Below are 15,461 nucleotides of genomic sequence, written 5' to 3'. Positions count from 1 at the left end.
CAGACAGGTACCGAGGAGGAGGGCCCGTGCCCACGTACGTCCTTGAGGGTGGCAAGTCGATCACCCTGCCGGCCCGGCCGGTGACGATCCGGCTGCAGGCGAGCAACGCGCGTGCCCGCCTGTCCGCGATCGGCCTCGACGGCCCGGTGCGGTCCATCACCCCGGCGGCAGGGCTGTTGGTCGTCCCGCAGGTCGACCAGACGATCACCGTGCAGGCGCTGCCCGACGGTGCCGACCGGTTCGGCCCGGGCTCGCTGCTCAACCTGACCGTCGGGTACGAGTCCCGCCAGGACCTCGACCCCGACCGTGGGGTGCTGAACGGGCTCGACGTGTCCGGGCTGATGAGGCGCGACATCGTCACCCTCGACCCCGAGGGGGATCGGATCCGGGTGTCGGTGCTCGGCCCGGCGGCCGCGGAGGCGCCGCTGCCACCCGGTGCGGCGATGGCCCGCGACGCCGCCCGCGAGATCCTCGGGACCGATCAGCTGACCGGCCGGTACGCCGTCGACGCGGTGGTGGCGGTCGACGTGTCCGCCTCGATGCGGCCGCTGCTCACCGACGGCACCGTCGCGCAGGTGGTCGACATCCTCGCCGGGGTGCACCGGGTGATCGGCCGGCCTGCCGACGAGAGCCTGCGCGCCTGCCTGGTCGCCGGTCGGGCCCGCTGGTTGCCGACGACGCCACCGGAACGGCTCACCGCCGCGGTGACCGAGGCCGTGGCGGACCTGCCGCTGACGACGGGATTCCGTGCCTCCGAAGCGTTGCAGCGCCCCGGCCCCACCGGGAAGGCAGGGGAGTCCGAGGGCCCGCGTACCGTCACCTGGTTGATCACCGACGGGGCACCGGCCGAGGCCGCGACGCTGGCAGGGACGCCCGGCGCCCACCTGGTGCTGGTGATGCCGAACTCGGCCCGCGAGGTCGCCCTTCACCAGCACCTCGCCACCACCGTGGTCGGGCTGCCGGACAGTGCGAGCCAGCCGGCCACGTTCGGCTCCGACCGGAACGCGGTCACCGACATCGTCGCCTCGTTGGTGGCGCCACTGCGTGATCAGGTGGCCGCCTCGTGACCAAGTGCCCCCACTGCTTCCACGGGATCGTTCCCGACGTCCACGCCTGGCGATGTGTCAACCAGGGTTGCGAACTGCGGCCTGACCTGATCGCGACCCGGTTCACCGGCGTGCAGACCCACTCGCGACGGATCGTGAAGCTGACCCGGCCGCCCGAGCAGTACGAGTGGAACCCGCCGGTCAACCTGGCCTGTCCCGAGTGCCGGCAGCCGATGCGTCCGGTCTGCGCCACCTGCCACTACGAGCTGCCGCCGGGCTGGCGGGACGGTGAAGCCGTCTGCATCGCGATGGCCGGTGCCCGCGCCACGGGCAAGAGTGTGTACGTCGGCGTCATGATCAAGCAGCTGGAACGCCTTGTGGAGAAGCTCGGTGGCTCGATGATCTTCGCCACCGAACGGGGCCGGGCGACGTACAAGAACGTGTACGAGAAGGCGTTGTACGAGAAGCGCGGCATCATCCAGCCGACCCCGGTCGCGACGCTGAGCGACTCGTACCAACGGGAACCGTTGATCATGAGCCTGGGCATCTTCGGCGGCAAGCGGCGCTTCCTGGTGCTGCGCGACGTCGCCGGGGAGGACCTGGAGCGGCCGGTCACCAACGCCACCCACCTCGGCTTCTTCTCCCAGGCCGACGCGATCTTCTCGATGTTCGACCCGACCCAGGTGCCGACCATCGCCGGGCAGCTGCCCGACCTGGTGTCGGCCCAGTTGCACGAGGGCGGCGATCCGCAGGTCGTGCTGGAGAACCTGCTGCGGTTGGTCGGGCAGGGGCAACCCAAGATCGCGATCATCCTGTCGAAGTTCGACACCATGCAGGCGTTGCGACGGGTGAAGGGTGGTCCGTGGAGCCGGATCATGTCCAACACCGGCGCCGGGTTCATGCGCGACCCGGGGATGAGCAGCCCGCACTACGACCTGCTGGACGGCAACCTGCTGCACTTCGAGGTCCAGTCGCTGCTGTCCCGTCTCGGCGCGCAGTCGTTGGTCACCAGCATCACCCGGCCCCACACCGGCAACACCTTCCCGTACCGCTTCTTCGCCCTGTCGGCGTTGGGGGAGGCCGCCGAGGGGGAGCGGATCCACAAGCGTGGCATCGCATCCTTCCGCTGCCTCGACCCGGTCCGCTGGGTGCTGGACGCGCACGGCATCATCTGAGATCGGTCGCGGGACCGCGCTCGGGCTCACTCTGCCCCCGCTGCTCAACCCTGCCCCCACTGCAGCGGGGGCAGGGTTGAGCAGTCGGGGCAGAGTGGGCCGGAGCGCTCCCATGGCTCGCCCAGCTGTCCGAGGTGAGGTCGGCCCCATGCACCTGTGGACAACGGGCTCCGGCGGGGCGTCCCCTCCAACAGACTGGGGCGATGAGACTCAGGTCTGAGTACCTTGCGCGTGGTGTGGACGACAACGCGATTGCACGTCAGGTGCGGTCGGGGAACGTCACTCGAGTGCGTCGCGGCGCGTACCGCCCACGCGGAGCACTGCTGCCCGAGGAAGAACACCGTGAACTGGTCATGGCGACCGTGGCCCAGCTCCACCTCCCGGCGTTCGTGTCGCACCAGTCGGCGGCCGTACTCCACGGCCTGCCGGTTGACCGGCGTTCCCTGCAGCAGGTCCACCTGACCAGACAGGGCAGTCGCGGGACACGTGTCCGTGGCCCGGTGCGGATCCATCTCACCGCTGACCCCTTGGACGGGTGCCTCATCGACGGCGTGGCGGTCACGACGATGTCGAGGACCACGGTCGACCTGTGCCGGGTGCTCAGCTTTCGGGACGCGGTGGCCGTGGCCGACGCCGCCGTACGCCGAGGTGCCGACCGTACGGCCATGCTGGGCGCACTCGTCGATCACCCGCGCCGCCCGGGCAACGTCAAGGCGCGGCGGGCCCTGCACTTCGCCGATCCCCACAGCGAGTCAGCTGGTGAGTCGCACAGTCGGGCCGTCATGGACGAGGCTCAACTGCCGATGCCCACCCTGCAGTACGCCCTGACCGACAGCAGCGGCACCATGCGGGGCGATTTCGCGTGGCAGCAGCAGCGGTTGCTGGGGGAGTTCGACGGCGAGGTGAAGTACGGCAGGTTGCTCCGCCCGGGTCAGCAGCTCTCCGACGTCCTCGCCGCGGAGAAGCGCCGCGAGAACAGACTCCGAAGGCTCGGCTGGTGGGTGACACGGTGGACCTGGAACGACTTGGCCCGGCCGGAGGAGTTCGCCGCCATGATCCGGCGGATGCTGGAGGTCGCCGGGGAATGACCTCGCCCTGTCGCTCCACCCCGCCCCCTCGCTCCACCCCGCCCCCTCGCTCCACTCCGGCCCCGCTCATCAACTCTGCCCTCACTGCAGCGGGGGCAGAGTTGAGGAGCGGGGGCGGAGTCGTCGATGGCGACGTGAGAGGTTGGGGTCATGAGCGCAGCGCGGCGACCGAACATCCTCTTGATCAACTGTGACGACCTCGGCTACGGCGACCTCGGCTGCTACGGGTCGACCCGCAACGCGACGCCGGCGATCGACGGCCTGGCCGCCGATGGTCTCCGGCTCACCGACTTCTACGTCGCCTCGCCGGTCTGCTCACCGTCCCGGGCCGCCCTGCTCACCGGCTCCTTGCCACCACGCATCGGGTTCGGCGAGTTCGACGGGGTACCGGTGCTGAAGCCGGGGATGCCGTACGGTCTCGCCGCCGGTGAGCAGACGATCGCCTCGGTGCTGCGTGACGCCGGGTACACGACGGCCATGATCGGGAAGTGGCACTGCGGCGACCAGCCGGAGTTCCTGCCGACCCGCCACGGCTTCGACAGTTTCCTCGGACTGCCGTACAGCAACGACATGGGGATGATGTCCCACGACGGTCGCCGCACCGGGACGGTGCCGTTGCCGCTGCTGGTCGACGAGGAGGTGGTGCAGTTGCAGCCGTCGATGGAGGCCCTCACCGAGCGCTACACCACCGAGGCCGTACGGCTGCTCCGCGGGCACCGCGACCGGCCGTTCTTCCTCTACCTGGCGCACCTGCACCCGCACCTGCCGCACATCACCCCGCCGCGGTTCGTCGACCAGTCGCACAACGGGGTGTACGGGGCGGCCGTCGAGTACGTCGACTGGTCCACCTCGGTGATCCTCTCAGAGCTCGAGGAGTTGGGCCTGGCCGACGACACCGTGGTGATCTTCACCTCCGACAACGGCTCGCGGGTCAACGACGAGGGCGGCAGCAACGACCCGCTCCGCGGCACCAAGCGCACCAACTTCGAGGGCGGTGTCCGGGTGCCGTGCATCGTCCGGTGGCCCGGGCAGGTCCCGGCCGGCACCACCAGCGCCGAGGTCACCAGCGCGATGGACCTGCTGCCGACCCTGGCCGGCATCGCCGGCGCCACCCTCGCTGACGACCGCGTCCGCGACGGCCACGACGTCCAACACCTCTGGCTCGACCCCGACCACGCCGTCTCCCCGCACTCCGTCCTGCCGTACTACTGGCGCAACGAGCTGGAGGCCGTCCGCAAGGGACGCTGGAAGCTTCACGTGCTGCGGCACGAACCACCGCTCGGCGAGGTGGTGGAGCTGTACGACCTGGTCGCCGACCCGGGCGAGACCACCGACCTCGCGGCCGCCGAACCGACCGTCGTCGCCGACCTGCTGGCCGAGGTGGAGCAGGTGCGGACCCGCTGCGGAGACGCCCACACCGGTGCGCCCGGTGAGGGGCGCCGTCCGGTCGGCGTGGTCGCCGATCCGGTCCCGCTGGCCGAGCACGATCCCGACCATCCATACCTGGTCGCCCTCTACGACGGCGTCAGCGGCTGAGCGTCGTACGCGGGGAACGTCGCGGCGGCGATAGTGTCGGCCCATGACAGAGGCGCCGTCCCGTGAGTTGACCCGCCCCGAACGGCTCGACCGACTGTCGTTCTCGCGTCGGCACCTCAAGTTGATCACCGGGTCCGGGGTCGGCTGGGCGCTGGACGCGATGGACGTCGGCCTGATCTCGTTCATCCTGACCGCGCTGATCGCCCAGTGGGACCTCAGCTCCACCCAGGGGTCGGTGATCGCGTCGGCCGGCTTCGTCGGGATGGCGCTCGGCGCCGGCGTCGGCGGCGCACTGGCCGACCGGATCGGCCGCCGTACGGTGTTCGCGCTGACGCTGGTGGTGTACGGCATCGCGACCGGTGTGTCCGCGCTCACCCCGGCCCCCGGTGGCGGGATCAGCGTGTGGACCGCGGTGATCGTCCTTGCCGGACTGCGGCTGTTGGTCGGCATCGGGCTGGGCGCCGAGTTGCCGGTCGCCTCCACGCTGGTCAGTGAGTTCTCCCCGGCCTCGATCCGCGGTCGCATCATCGTGCTGCTGGAGGCGTTCTGGGCGGTCGGCTGGGTGATTGCCGCGGTGATCGCCTTCCTGCTCGTTCCCAGTCTGGACGACGGGTGGCGGTGGGCGTTCGCGATCGGCGCGCTGCCTGCGGTGTACGCCATCGTCATCCGGCGCGGCCTGCCGGAGTCGGTACGTTTCCTGGAGAGCAAGGGCCGCCACGACGAGGCGGAGCAGGTGGTGCGTCGGTTCGAGGCCGACCAGGGTGTCGAACCGGTCGACTCGCCCGAAGCGCCCAAGGTGCCTGCGCCGCCGGTGTGGGACCTGTTCGCCCGCGAGTTCGCCCCGCGCACCGTGGCCCTGTGGATCACCTGGTTCGGGGTGAACTTCGCCTACTACGGTGCCTTCATCTGGATGCCGACCCTGTTGGTCAACGCCGGGTTCCCGATGGTCCGGTCGTTCGAGTTCACGCTGATCATCACGCTGGCGCAGATCCCGGGCTACATCGTGTCGGCCATCCTGATCGAGAAGTGGGGCCGCCGAGCGACCCTGGCCACCTTCCTGCTCGGCTCGGCGGTGTCGGCGGTGGGCTTCGGGCTGGCCAACTCGGAGCCGATGGTGCTCATCACCGGCTGTCTGTTGTCGTTCTTCAACCTCGGTGCTTGGGGTGCGCTGTATGCGGTGACCCCGGAGATCTACCCGACGACGATGCGGGGGACCGGCTCCGGCGCGGCCTCCGCGTTCGGTCGACTCGCCTCGATCATCGCCCCGATCGTCGTCCCGATCCTGGCCGCCGTCGGAGACCTGCCGTTGGTGTTCATCGTGCTCGCCGTCGCCTTCGGCATGGCCTGTGTCGCGGCGATCATGCTGCCGGAATGGCGTGGCCGACGTCTCGAGGAGACCTGACTCGTGCCCTGAGCTCCCAAGGGCTTGAGCTCTGCGAAGGGCCTTGAGCTTGGGCGCTGCGTCGACGGGGCAGTAGGAGAGGTGGCGCCGCGCCGATCGGGCAGTCGGAGAGGTGACACCGCACCGATCGGGCAGTCGGAGAGGTGGCGCCGCGCCGATCGGGCAGTCGGAGAGGTGGCACCGCGCCGATCGGGCAGTCGGAGAGGTGGCATCTGCTGGAATGCCTCTCCAAGTGTCCTCTCGGAACAAACACCCCGCGCCAGGGGGCTCGACAAGCGCGGCGGTCGGGCCGGGCCCCAGCTCGGTCGGCCTGCGAGGACCGTGAACCGCCTCCGGCCCGTAGAGGCGGGCGCCACGGCGACACCGGCGACACATACGTCCACGTGTGTCGCTCAGACGCCCTTGTTTACGGGCGGCCCGACCTCCCGACAGGCTCGGCGGGCGTTTCGACTGGCTCGACGGGCGGGGTGGGGTGACGTTTCGGTCTCGCCGACGGGACTGGACTGCTCATCACGTTAGGATGATCCCCGGACCAGTGATGTGGAGGACTTGACGAGATGACGGCGTTCCTGATCATCGGTGCCGTCGGCATTCTGTTCCTCCTCGCCTCCATCGTGCTGGGTGACGTGTTCGACGGCGTCTTCGAAGGCATCGGCGGCGACATCTTCTCCGGTGCCGCGGTCGCCGGATTCCTTGGTGCGTTCGGCTTCTCCGGCGCGCTCGTCCTCTCCGCCCTGCCGGACCAGCTGATCGTCGCCATCATCGTCGGTCTGGTGGTCGGGCTCGCCGTCGGCGCCGGGGTCGGCTGGATCACGCTCAAGCTGCGCAACACCGGCGGTGAGCACAACGTCAACACCGCCACCCTCGTGGACTCCACCGGAACCGTCATCTCCGACATCCCGGCCGAAGGGTACGGCGAGGTCAGCCTCGTCGCCGCCGGCCACATCACCAAGCTCAACGCCCGATCCAGCGTCCCCCTGTCTGCCGGCACCCCGGTCAAGGTGACAGCCGTCCTCTCGGCCACCTCGATCATGGTGGCGCCCCTCGAACCATGACCCGCTCGCCGCTCCGACCCGTGAGGAACTGATGTTCGACCTGTTCAATCCCGTGCTGATCTCCGTGATCGGCATCGTCGTCCTGGTGGTGCTGATCGCCGGCCTCATCACCTCCCGCATCAAGGTCGCCGGCCCCAACGAGGCGTTCATCGTCACCGGTTCCAGCGGGAAGGCGGTGAAGAACCCCGAGACCGGCCAGGTCTCGCGAGACCTGTCGGGCCAGAAGGTCGTGATGGGCGGCAAGGTGTTCGTCGTCCCGTTCGTGCAGCGACTGCACATCCTCGACCTGTCGAGCCGCCGCATCATGGTGCAGATCCGCGGTGCGGTCTCCGGTCAGGGCGTCAAGCTCAACCTGGACGGCGTCGCGATCGTCAAGGTCGGCGGCAACGAGGACTCGATCCGTGCGGCCGCCCAGCGGTTCCTCACCCAGCAGGACGAGATCGAGACCTTCACCCAGGAGACGCTCGCCGGCTCGCTCCGCTCCATCGTCGGTTCGCTGTCGGTCGAGCAGATCATCCGTGACCGCGCCGCCTTCGCCCAGCGCGTCGCCGACGAGTCGGAGGCCTCGCTCACCGGCCAGGGCCTGGTGCTCGACACCTTCCAGATCCAGGACATCACCGACGACGGCTCCTACCTCTCCGACCTCGGTCGCCCCGAGGCCGCCCGCGTCGGCCAGACCGCCGCCGTGGCCGAGGCGCTCGCCCGGCAGGCCGCCGAGCAGGCCCGCATCTCGGCCGAGCAGGAGATCGCGATCTCCGACCGTGAGCTCGCGCTGAAGGTCGCCGAGATCAAGTCCGAGACCGACGCCGCCCAGGCCCGCGCCGCGGCCTCCGGCCCGCTGGCCCAGGCCGACCGCGACCAGGCCATCCTCGCCGAGCAGGAGAAGGTGGCCGTACGGCAGGCGGCCCTGAAGGACCGCCAGCTCGACACCGAGGTCCGCAAGCCGGCCGACGCTGAGCGGTACCGCGTGGAGACCGAGGCCGAGGCCAGCCGGATCGCCGAGATCAAGGAGGCCGACGCCCGCCGGCAGGCCGCCATCGCCGCCGCTCAGGCCGAGGCGGAGAAGGCCCGTCTCACCGGTGAAGGTGACAAGTCCCGCCGTACGGCGTTGGCCGAGGCCGAGGCCATCGAGGGTGCCCGTCGTGGTGAGGCCGAGAAGGCCCGCCGTGTCGCCGAGGCCGAGGCCCTGCGGGCCGAGGGTGAGGCCGAAGGTGCCGCCATCCTGGCCAAGGGGCAGGCCGAGGCCGATGCGATGGAGAAGAAGGCCGCCGCGTACGCCAAGTACAACGAGGCCGCCGTGCTCGAGATGCTGGTCGGCGTGCTGCCGCAGGTGGCCCGCGAGGTCGCCGGCCCGATGTCGTCGATCGACAAGCTGACCGTCGTCTCCACCGACGGCGCCAGCGCGCTGCCCAAGCAGGTCACCGACAACGTCGTGCAGACCATGGAGATGCTGAAGAACACCACCGGCATCGACATCCAGGGCCTGGTCGACAAGTACACCGGCGAGCACAAGCTGGGTACCCCGCCCGCCGGGCAGACCCAGCAGGACCCGTCGACCGGGCAGGCGCAGCAGGACCGGGCGGACGAGGACCCCCTCTCGGGCGAGGTGCGCTGACCACGTCGGGCACCACCTGGTGTCAGGGGCTTGCGGACTGTCAGGAAGGGGCTTTAGGTTCGGTCCACTGACCTGCAGTTCGTCCCCGACACGAAGAGGTGCGCCATGGAAGACCTTCGACCCAGCCGACGCCAGGTACTCGGGCTGGCCGCCCTCGGCGGTACGGCGCTGACCCTGGGCGGGCTCGCCGACTCCGCGGTCGCCGCCCGTCCGGTGGTGCAGCCGACGACGTACGGCCCGGCGATCCTGACCGCCGCCATGCGGGGCGCCACCCGGGTGGGCGACAAGGTCTACCAGACCACCCGCTATCTGGTCGACGGTGAGCACCTGCGGATCGTCGAGGCTGACCTGACCACCGGCGAGGTCACGTGGGTGGCCGACGTCGACGTGCCCGGTTCGGGCTCTGGGGCCGGCGGCCTGATGATGGCCAGTGACGGCACGTACGCGTACGTCGGGATGGCCGGCAACGCATCGATCTTCCGGCTCGACCCGCAGACCCACGCCTTCGAGGCGTGGGTCGAGGCCGGCCCGGCCGGTGCCTGGTGGTACGACATGGCGATCGCCGGTGACTGGCTGTACCTGAGCAGTTACCCCGACTGCACGGTCCGGCGGGTGCACCTGACCACCAAGGAGGTGCAGACGTACGGCGTCGTGTCCGAGTCGCGCTACGCGAACTCGCTCGCGGTGACCGACAGCCACGTGTACGGCGGCGCCAACGCTCCCGGCGGCATCAAGGAGTGGGCACTCGACGCCACCGGCACCGACGGCCGTGACATCACCGCCTACCTCGGCGAGGGGCGGACGATCCCGATCAAGATGGCGTACTCGAACGGCCTGCTGTACATCGGCACCGGCAAGTTCGTGGTCTCCTTCGACCCGACCGACGGTACGCAACACGTGGCGCGGCCGCTGCTGGACAGCAAGGACCGCTACATCGACTTCATGTGCGTCACCGCCGACGGTGCGGTGTACGCGATCGCCCGGACCTCGGGCAACATCTACCGCTGCGACGCCGACCAGCTGGTCAAGGTCGGCCAGGCGCTCGAGGACGACGGGCAGAACAACTTCCTCGGCGAGTACGAACCGGGCGTGCTGGTCGGCACCGGCGACAGCGGGCGCTTCTGGAAGATGACCCTCGGCGAGGAGCCGGAGGTCTTCTCGACCGTCGAGGACGCCGGCTATCCCGACCGCGCCCAGGACCTCATCCGGCACAGCAACGGCACGATCTGGGTGGCGGGGCATGGTGCGAGCCAGGTCCACGACCTGGCAGCCGGGAGCAAGGTCCGGGTCGACAACTTCGGTGAGATCAAGGCGTTGGCCGAGGTCGGTGACGGCAGCGTCTACGGTGCCATCTACCCGGGCTGCACGATCACCCGGTTCGACCAGCACACCGTCGAGCGCACCGACGTCGCCACCCTGACCGGCCAGTACCGGCCGGCGCTGATGAGCTACGACGACCGACGCAACCAGCTGGTGGTGGTGTCGGGGCCGCACATCGGCGGCAACCAGGGGGCGGTCAGCTTCGTCGACCTGGCCGACCACGCGGTCGAGGTGCGGACCGACTACCTGCCCGACCAGTCGGTCCGCGGCCTGCACGTCGTCGGCGACATCGCCTACGTGGCCGGCGACACCCACGGTGAGGGTACGGGCCCGGTGGCGCCGGTCGCGCAGATCGCGGCGATCGACCTCAACACCCGCGAGTTGCTGTGGCGGGCCGAACCCCGGTCGGACGTGGCCTCGTACGAGCGGATCATCATGCGCGGCGGGAAGCTGTACCTGATGGCCCGACGTCCGCGCGGCGACCTGATCACGTACGACCCGGAGACGGAGGCGGTCGAGCTGGTCACCAATCTCGGCGGGTACGGCGGCATGGATGTCAAGGGGCGACGGCTGATGACGTGGGTGCACTGGGAGCTGGAGATCAGCCACATTACCCCGACCGACTCGGTCCGGGCGCTCTACTCCGACGTGACGAACGGGTGGTACAACAACCCGCGGTTCGCCTTCGAGCCGGAGCGTGACGGCACGTGGGGGATGTACGGCCTGGAGCTCGCCTGGTTCCCGTTCCGGGCCTGAAGGCACCGGCCCGCCCCGGCGTCGCGGGGGAGCGCCTCGTACGCTTCAGCCCATGGGAAACGTCGACCTGCACGACCGCTTGGCCATCGTCACCGGAGCCAGCTCCGGGCTCGGTGAAGCGACCGCCCGGGTGCTGGCCGCCGCCGGGGCGACGGTGTGCCTGGCGGTCCGCGACGTGGGCCGGGGGCGGGCCACGGCCGACCGGATCCGGGCCGTGGTGCCGACGGCCGACCTCGAGGTGGCCGAGCTCGAGCTGGGCGACCAGGCGTCGGTCCGTACGTTCGTCACCGCGTACGCCGACCGCCGGGTCGACGTCCTGGTCAACAACGCCGGCGCGATCTTCGGCAAGGAGCGGACGTTCACCGTCGACGGCTTCGAGTCCCACGCGGGCGTCAACCTGTTGGGCCACGTCACACTGACCGCCGGGCTGACCGAAGCGCTGCTGCGGTCCGACCACGCCCGGGTGGTGATGGTGACGAGCCTGATGGCCAAGGCCGTCGGATCGTTCGACCCGCGGTTGGGGGAGGCCGGCCCGTACACGCCGTCGCGGGCGTACGGTCAGGCCAAGCTGGCGTGCGGGCTGTTCGGCATCGAGTTGGACCGGCGCGCGAAGGCGGCCGCCCGGCACCTCACCTCGGTGGTCGTGCACCCGGGCTGGGCGTCGACCAACCTGTTCGCCACCGAGGACCCGGGACCGTTCAGTCGGGTGTTCCACCGGATCGGTCGTCGGATCGCAGCCGGCCCCGACGACGGTGCCGGTGCCCTGATCCGTGGCGCCACCGACCTGTCGCTGTCGGGTGGCGAGTTCATCGGCCCGCGGTTCGACGCGTGGGGGCCACCGGCCACCCAGCCCGTCCCGCTGGTGATGGCCGACCCGAACAGCGGGAAACTGCTGTGGGAGTTGGCCCAACAGCGCACCGGCGTGCGCTGGCCGTTCGACTGATCAGCGGTACGGACTCGCGGCGCGGTGACCGCGCTTCTGCCGCTTCCGGCAGGCAGCTTCGCGGCGGGCCCCCGGTGACCCGGCGCCTCGTTAGACATGTGCCAGACACTGTCCGTAGGCCCGATGAAGCGCACTGCGCCGGGTCAGGGTGCCGGTCCTCTCGTAGACCGGCGGGAGGTAGGCACATCATGTGTGAACTGCACGACCAAGACTGCGAACTGCAGGAGGAGGAACTGCCGGCCGAGGGGACCGGGCTGCTCAGCGGCGGGTTCGACCGTCGACTGCTGCTACGGGGCGCGGGCATCGCCGCCGTCGGCCTCGGCGCTGCCGGCGCGGGCGTCCTGCCCGCGATGGCGGCTTCGAGCCAGAACGGTTGGCCCGGCATCACCTCCTCGGGGAGCTCGGCGCTGAACCGCGGCTTCTCCGCACACGGGGTCACCTTCCCCGGTGGCGTCCGGACCGGCCAGGTCGGCACCGTCCTCGGCTACGTCGCGCGCCGCTTCCACGAGCGCGTGGAGCCGCTCCGCTCCGGCTGGTGCTGGGGCTGGGCGTACCGTCCGATCCGTGGTGGCACGACGCTGTCGAACCACTCGAGCGCCACCGCCATCGACTGCAACGCCCCCGAGCACCCGCTGGGTGTGTCTGGCACCTTCAGCTCGGCCCAACGCCGCGAGATCGCCGCCATCTTGAACGCCTGCGAGGGCACCGTCCGCTGGGGTGGCAACTACTCCGGCCGCAAGGACGAGATGCACTTCGAGATCAACGTCCGTCCCGGCAGCGGCACGCTGGCGCGGGTCGCGGCGAAGCTCGGCGGCAACCCGCCGCCCAACGATCCGCCGCCCCCGCCGTCGTCGGGCTGGCCCACGTTGAAGAAGGGCAGCTCCGGTTGGCGCGTCTCCGTGCTGCAGTACCTGCTGCGCGCCCGCGGCCGTTCGGTCGCCGTGGACGGTGTGTTCGGGCAGCAGACCAAGGACGCCGTGATCTCGTACCAGCGCAGCGCCAACCTGGTGCCCGACGGCATCGCCGGGCCGAAGACGTGGGGCAAGATCATCGTCACCACCAAGGAGGGCAGCCGTGGCCACGCGGTGCGCGCCACCCAGCGTGCCCTGAACGCCCACGGCAAGGGCCTGGCGGTCGACGGTGAGTTCGGCGAAAGGACCAGGTCTGCAGCGATCTCGTTCCAGAAGTCCAAGAAGCTGCTGCCCGACGGCATCGTCGGACCCAAGACGTGGGCCGCGCTGGTCTGAGCGGCCAGGTCACAACCGGCGGAGGAAGTCCGGGTCGTCGTCAGGACCGACGACCCGGCTTCCTTCGCCCAAGCTCTCCTTGGTGGGCCGGCCGAGGAACAGCCAGCACAGGGATCCCACCAGCGGCAGGCAGATCACGGTGACGGCCCACATCCACTTCGGCATCCGGCGGACCGCCGCGCTCGGCGCCTGCGCCACCTCGACCACGCAGTAGATCATCAGCAGCGCGATGATGATCAGCGGCAGATAACGCGCCATGCACAGATGATAGTCGGGTCGGTCAGCCGGCCAACAGGCATCCGGCGGCCAACCCGACCGCGCACAGCAGTTCGGCGATCCCGATGATCTTGAGCACCCGGATCAGGTCGGCTCCGCCCGCACCCGCCAGCACGATCCGACAGGTGAGTGCGGCCGGTACGACGAACACCAGCCCCAGCAGGCACCACCAGCTGACCAGCCACGCCACCATGACCACGGCCAGCGCCGCCACGACGCACAACGCGACGTAGCACCAGCGGGTGCCGCGATCGCCCAGCCGGGTGGCGAGTGTACGTTTGCCCACGGCGGTGTCGCCGGCCAGGTCGCGCAGGTTGTTGGCGACCAGGATGGCACAGGCGAGGGCGCCGATCGCGACCGCGGCGGCCACCGCCGACCACGGGACGAACCGGGCCTGGACCAGCGTCGTCCCACACACCGCCACCAGACCGAAGAAGACGAAGACGAACAGTTCGCCGAGCCCCAGGTAGCCGTACGGATTCTTGCCACCGGTGTAGAACCAGGCGGCCAGGATCGACAGCGCGCCCACCGCCAACAGCCACCACATCGCGGTCAGCACGACCAGCGCCAGGCCGGCGAGCGCGGCGACCCCGAAGCAGCCGAAGGCGGCCGCCTTCACCGTCGCCGGCCGGGCCGCACCGGACCCGACCAAGCGCATCGGCCCGACCCGCTCGTCGTCGGTGCCGCGCACCCCGTCGGAGTAGTCGTTGGCGTAGTTCACCCCGATCTGCAGGGCGACGCTCACCACCAGCGCGAGCGCGGCGGCCAGTGGGTCGAAACCGCCGACCGCGAACGCGATGCCGGTGCCGGCGATGACCGGGGAGAACGCCGCCGGCAGGGTCCGCGGGCGCGCACCTTCCACCCACTGGGCCACGGTCGTCATCTGCGGGCATCCTCCTCGGCCGACTCACCGACGCGGTTGCGGAGCGCCGGCCGGTCGATCTTGCCATTTGCGGTGCGGGGGAGCGAGTCGAGGACGACCACCTGGCGGGGCAGCAGCGGGCCGGTGAGCCAGCCTCGCAGCTGTTCGCGGGTCAGCGGCCGGTCGGTGACCGCCACCACCCGGGTGCCCCACTCCGGGTCGTCGACGCCGATGACGGCGACCTCGTGGCCGGCCGGCAACCGGGAGTTGATCATGGTCTCCACCTCGGCCAGGTCGACATTGCTGCCGCCACTGATCACCACGTCGTCGAGCCGGCCGGTCACCGACACCAGGCCGTCGACCAGCCGCCCCCGGTCGCTGGTGCGGAACCAGCCGTCGACCAGTGCCTCCCGGGTCAGGTCGGGCCGCAGTCGGTAGCCACTGCACAGCATCGGGCCGGTGATCATGATCCGCTCGGTGTCGGGTTCGATCGCGACCTCGACCCCGGGCAGCGGGACCCCGTCGTACACACAACCGCCGGCGGTCTCCGACATCCCGTACGTGGAGACGACGGCCAACCCGGCGGCCTCGGACCGCTCCCGGACCGGTGCGGGCAGCGGGCCGCCACCGACCATGATCACGTCGTAGCGGGCCAACCGGGCGAGCACCTCGGGCCGGTCGAGTGCGCGGACCAGTTGGGTCGGCACCAGCGACAGGTACTGCGGCCGGGGCGGGTGGTGCAGCTCCGGCAGGTCGTGCAGGTCCGCGGCCGCGTGGTGCAAGGCGGTCCCGGCGACGACCGTACGGGCGATCACCATCAGCCCGGCGACGTAGTGGGCGGGGACCGCCAACGTCCAGTCGCCGTCGCCGCCGAGTCGATCATGGGTGGCCGTGACCCCGGCACGGATCGCCGCCCGCGACAGCAGGACCCCCTTCGGGGTGCCGGTGCTCCCGGAGGTGGCGACGACCACCGCCAGGTCGGGCACCTCGGCCGGCCGATCGGGGGCCACCATGTCGAGCAACGCATCCGACGGATCCGGCGGCAGCGGTGCGATCGCCGGACCGCCGTCGAGTGCCGCCCGCAGCCCCGGAAGCACCTCGCGGGCGTCGACGGGGCGGATCACGTTCACCGGCCCAGCG

The 15,461-nt window shown here is 70.5% G+C and carries 13 protein-coding genes; 10 read left to right on the top strand and 3 right to left on the bottom strand.

The genetic code is table 11. The annotated features are described in order from the left end of the window. Positions 1-26: 26 nt before the first annotated feature. From ACQBAU_RS15920 to ACQBAU_RS15875, 10 genes are all read left to right on the top strand, one after another. The gene (locus ACQBAU_RS15920; RefSeq protein ID WP_465255666.1) at positions 27-1,067 is read left to right on the top strand and encodes a hypothetical protein; all 1,041 of its coding nucleotides are present in this window, start codon (positions 27-29) and stop codon (positions 1,065-1,067) included. Continuing rightward, on the top strand, positions 1,064-2,221 hold the full coding sequence (locus ACQBAU_RS15915) for a hypothetical protein (protein ID WP_434548088.1): 1,158 nt from the start codon (positions 1,064-1,066) through the stop codon (positions 2,219-2,221). Before ACQBAU_RS15920 ends, ACQBAU_RS15915 begins: the two co-directional genes overlap by 4 nt. A 353-nt stretch (positions 2,222-2,574) precedes the next feature. Then, positions 2,575-3,309, top strand: a complete 735-nt coding sequence (locus ACQBAU_RS15910) for a hypothetical protein (RefSeq protein ID WP_434548089.1) — start codon at positions 2,575-2,577, stop codon at positions 3,307-3,309. A 150-nt stretch (positions 3,310-3,459) separates the two neighbouring features. Continuing rightward, positions 3,460-4,845, top strand: coding sequence for a sulfatase family protein (locus tag ACQBAU_RS15905; RefSeq protein ID WP_465255667.1), 1,386 nt, complete (start codon positions 3,460-3,462; stop codon positions 4,843-4,845). 43 nt (positions 4,846-4,888) lie between these two features. Continuing rightward, on the top strand, positions 4,889-6,247 hold the full coding sequence (locus ACQBAU_RS15900; protein WP_465255668.1) for an MFS transporter: 1,359 nt from the start codon (positions 4,889-4,891) through the stop codon (positions 6,245-6,247). Positions 6,248-6,804: 557 nt separating this feature from the next. Further along, complete coding sequence (locus tag ACQBAU_RS15895; protein ID WP_434548092.1) at positions 6,805-7,302, top strand: NfeD family protein; 498 nt, start codon at positions 6,805-6,807, stop codon at positions 7,300-7,302. A 31-nt stretch (positions 7,303-7,333) separates the two neighbouring features. Beyond that, positions 7,334-8,917, top strand: coding sequence for a flotillin family protein (locus ACQBAU_RS15890; RefSeq protein ID WP_465255669.1), 1,584 nt, complete (start codon positions 7,334-7,336; stop codon positions 8,915-8,917). A 105-nt stretch (positions 8,918-9,022) separates the two neighbouring features. Next, positions 9,023-10,993: an NHL repeat-containing protein gene (locus ACQBAU_RS15885; protein WP_465255670.1), complete on the top strand. Its 1,971-nt coding sequence runs from the start codon at positions 9,023-9,025 to the stop codon at positions 10,991-10,993. Positions 10,994-11,045: 52 nt separating this feature from the next. Further along, positions 11,046-11,936 (top strand): SDR family NAD(P)-dependent oxidoreductase, encoded by an 891-nt coding sequence (locus ACQBAU_RS15880; protein ID WP_465255671.1) that lies wholly within the window; start codon positions 11,046-11,048, stop codon positions 11,934-11,936. A 188-nt stretch (positions 11,937-12,124) separates the two neighbouring features. Then, positions 12,125-13,183 carry a peptidoglycan-binding protein gene (locus tag ACQBAU_RS15875; RefSeq protein ID WP_465255672.1) on the top strand — a complete coding sequence of 353 codons (1,059 nt, stop codon included), beginning with the start codon at positions 12,125-12,127 and terminating at the stop codon, positions 13,181-13,183. A gap of 9 nt (positions 13,184-13,192) precedes the next feature. Here ACQBAU_RS15875 and ACQBAU_RS15870 read toward each other — a convergent pair whose 3' ends face one another. Genes ACQBAU_RS15870 through ACQBAU_RS15860 form a run of 3 tightly spaced genes read right to left on the bottom strand, consistent with a single transcriptional unit; the run spans position 13,193 to position 15,451 of the window. Further along, the gene (locus tag ACQBAU_RS15870) at positions 13,193-13,441 is read right to left on the bottom strand and encodes a PLD nuclease N-terminal domain-containing protein (protein ID WP_465255673.1); all 249 of its coding nucleotides are present in this window, start codon (positions 13,439-13,441) and stop codon (positions 13,193-13,195) included. Positions 13,442-13,463: 22 nt separating this feature from the next. Further along, positions 13,464-14,342: a 1,4-dihydroxy-2-naphthoate polyprenyltransferase gene (locus ACQBAU_RS15865; RefSeq protein WP_465255674.1), complete on the bottom strand. Its 879-nt coding sequence runs from the start codon at positions 14,340-14,342 to the stop codon at positions 13,464-13,466. After that, a complete protein-coding gene (locus ACQBAU_RS15860; protein ID WP_465255675.1) occupies positions 14,339-15,451 on the bottom strand; it encodes an AMP-binding protein in 1,113 nt (370 codons plus the stop codon). The genes ACQBAU_RS15865 and ACQBAU_RS15860 overlap by 4 nt, the downstream gene beginning before the upstream one ends. Between the last annotated feature and the right edge of the window lie 10 nt (positions 15,452-15,461).

The organism is Carbonicoccus niuqiaonis (assembly GCF_050157065.1).
Classification (GTDB): domain Bacteria; phylum Actinomycetota; class Actinomycetes; order Propionibacteriales; family Propionibacteriaceae; genus Avipropionibacterium.
The sequence above is the reverse complement of the archived record's forward strand: the minus strand, read 5'-3'. Positions and strand labels throughout refer to the sequence as shown.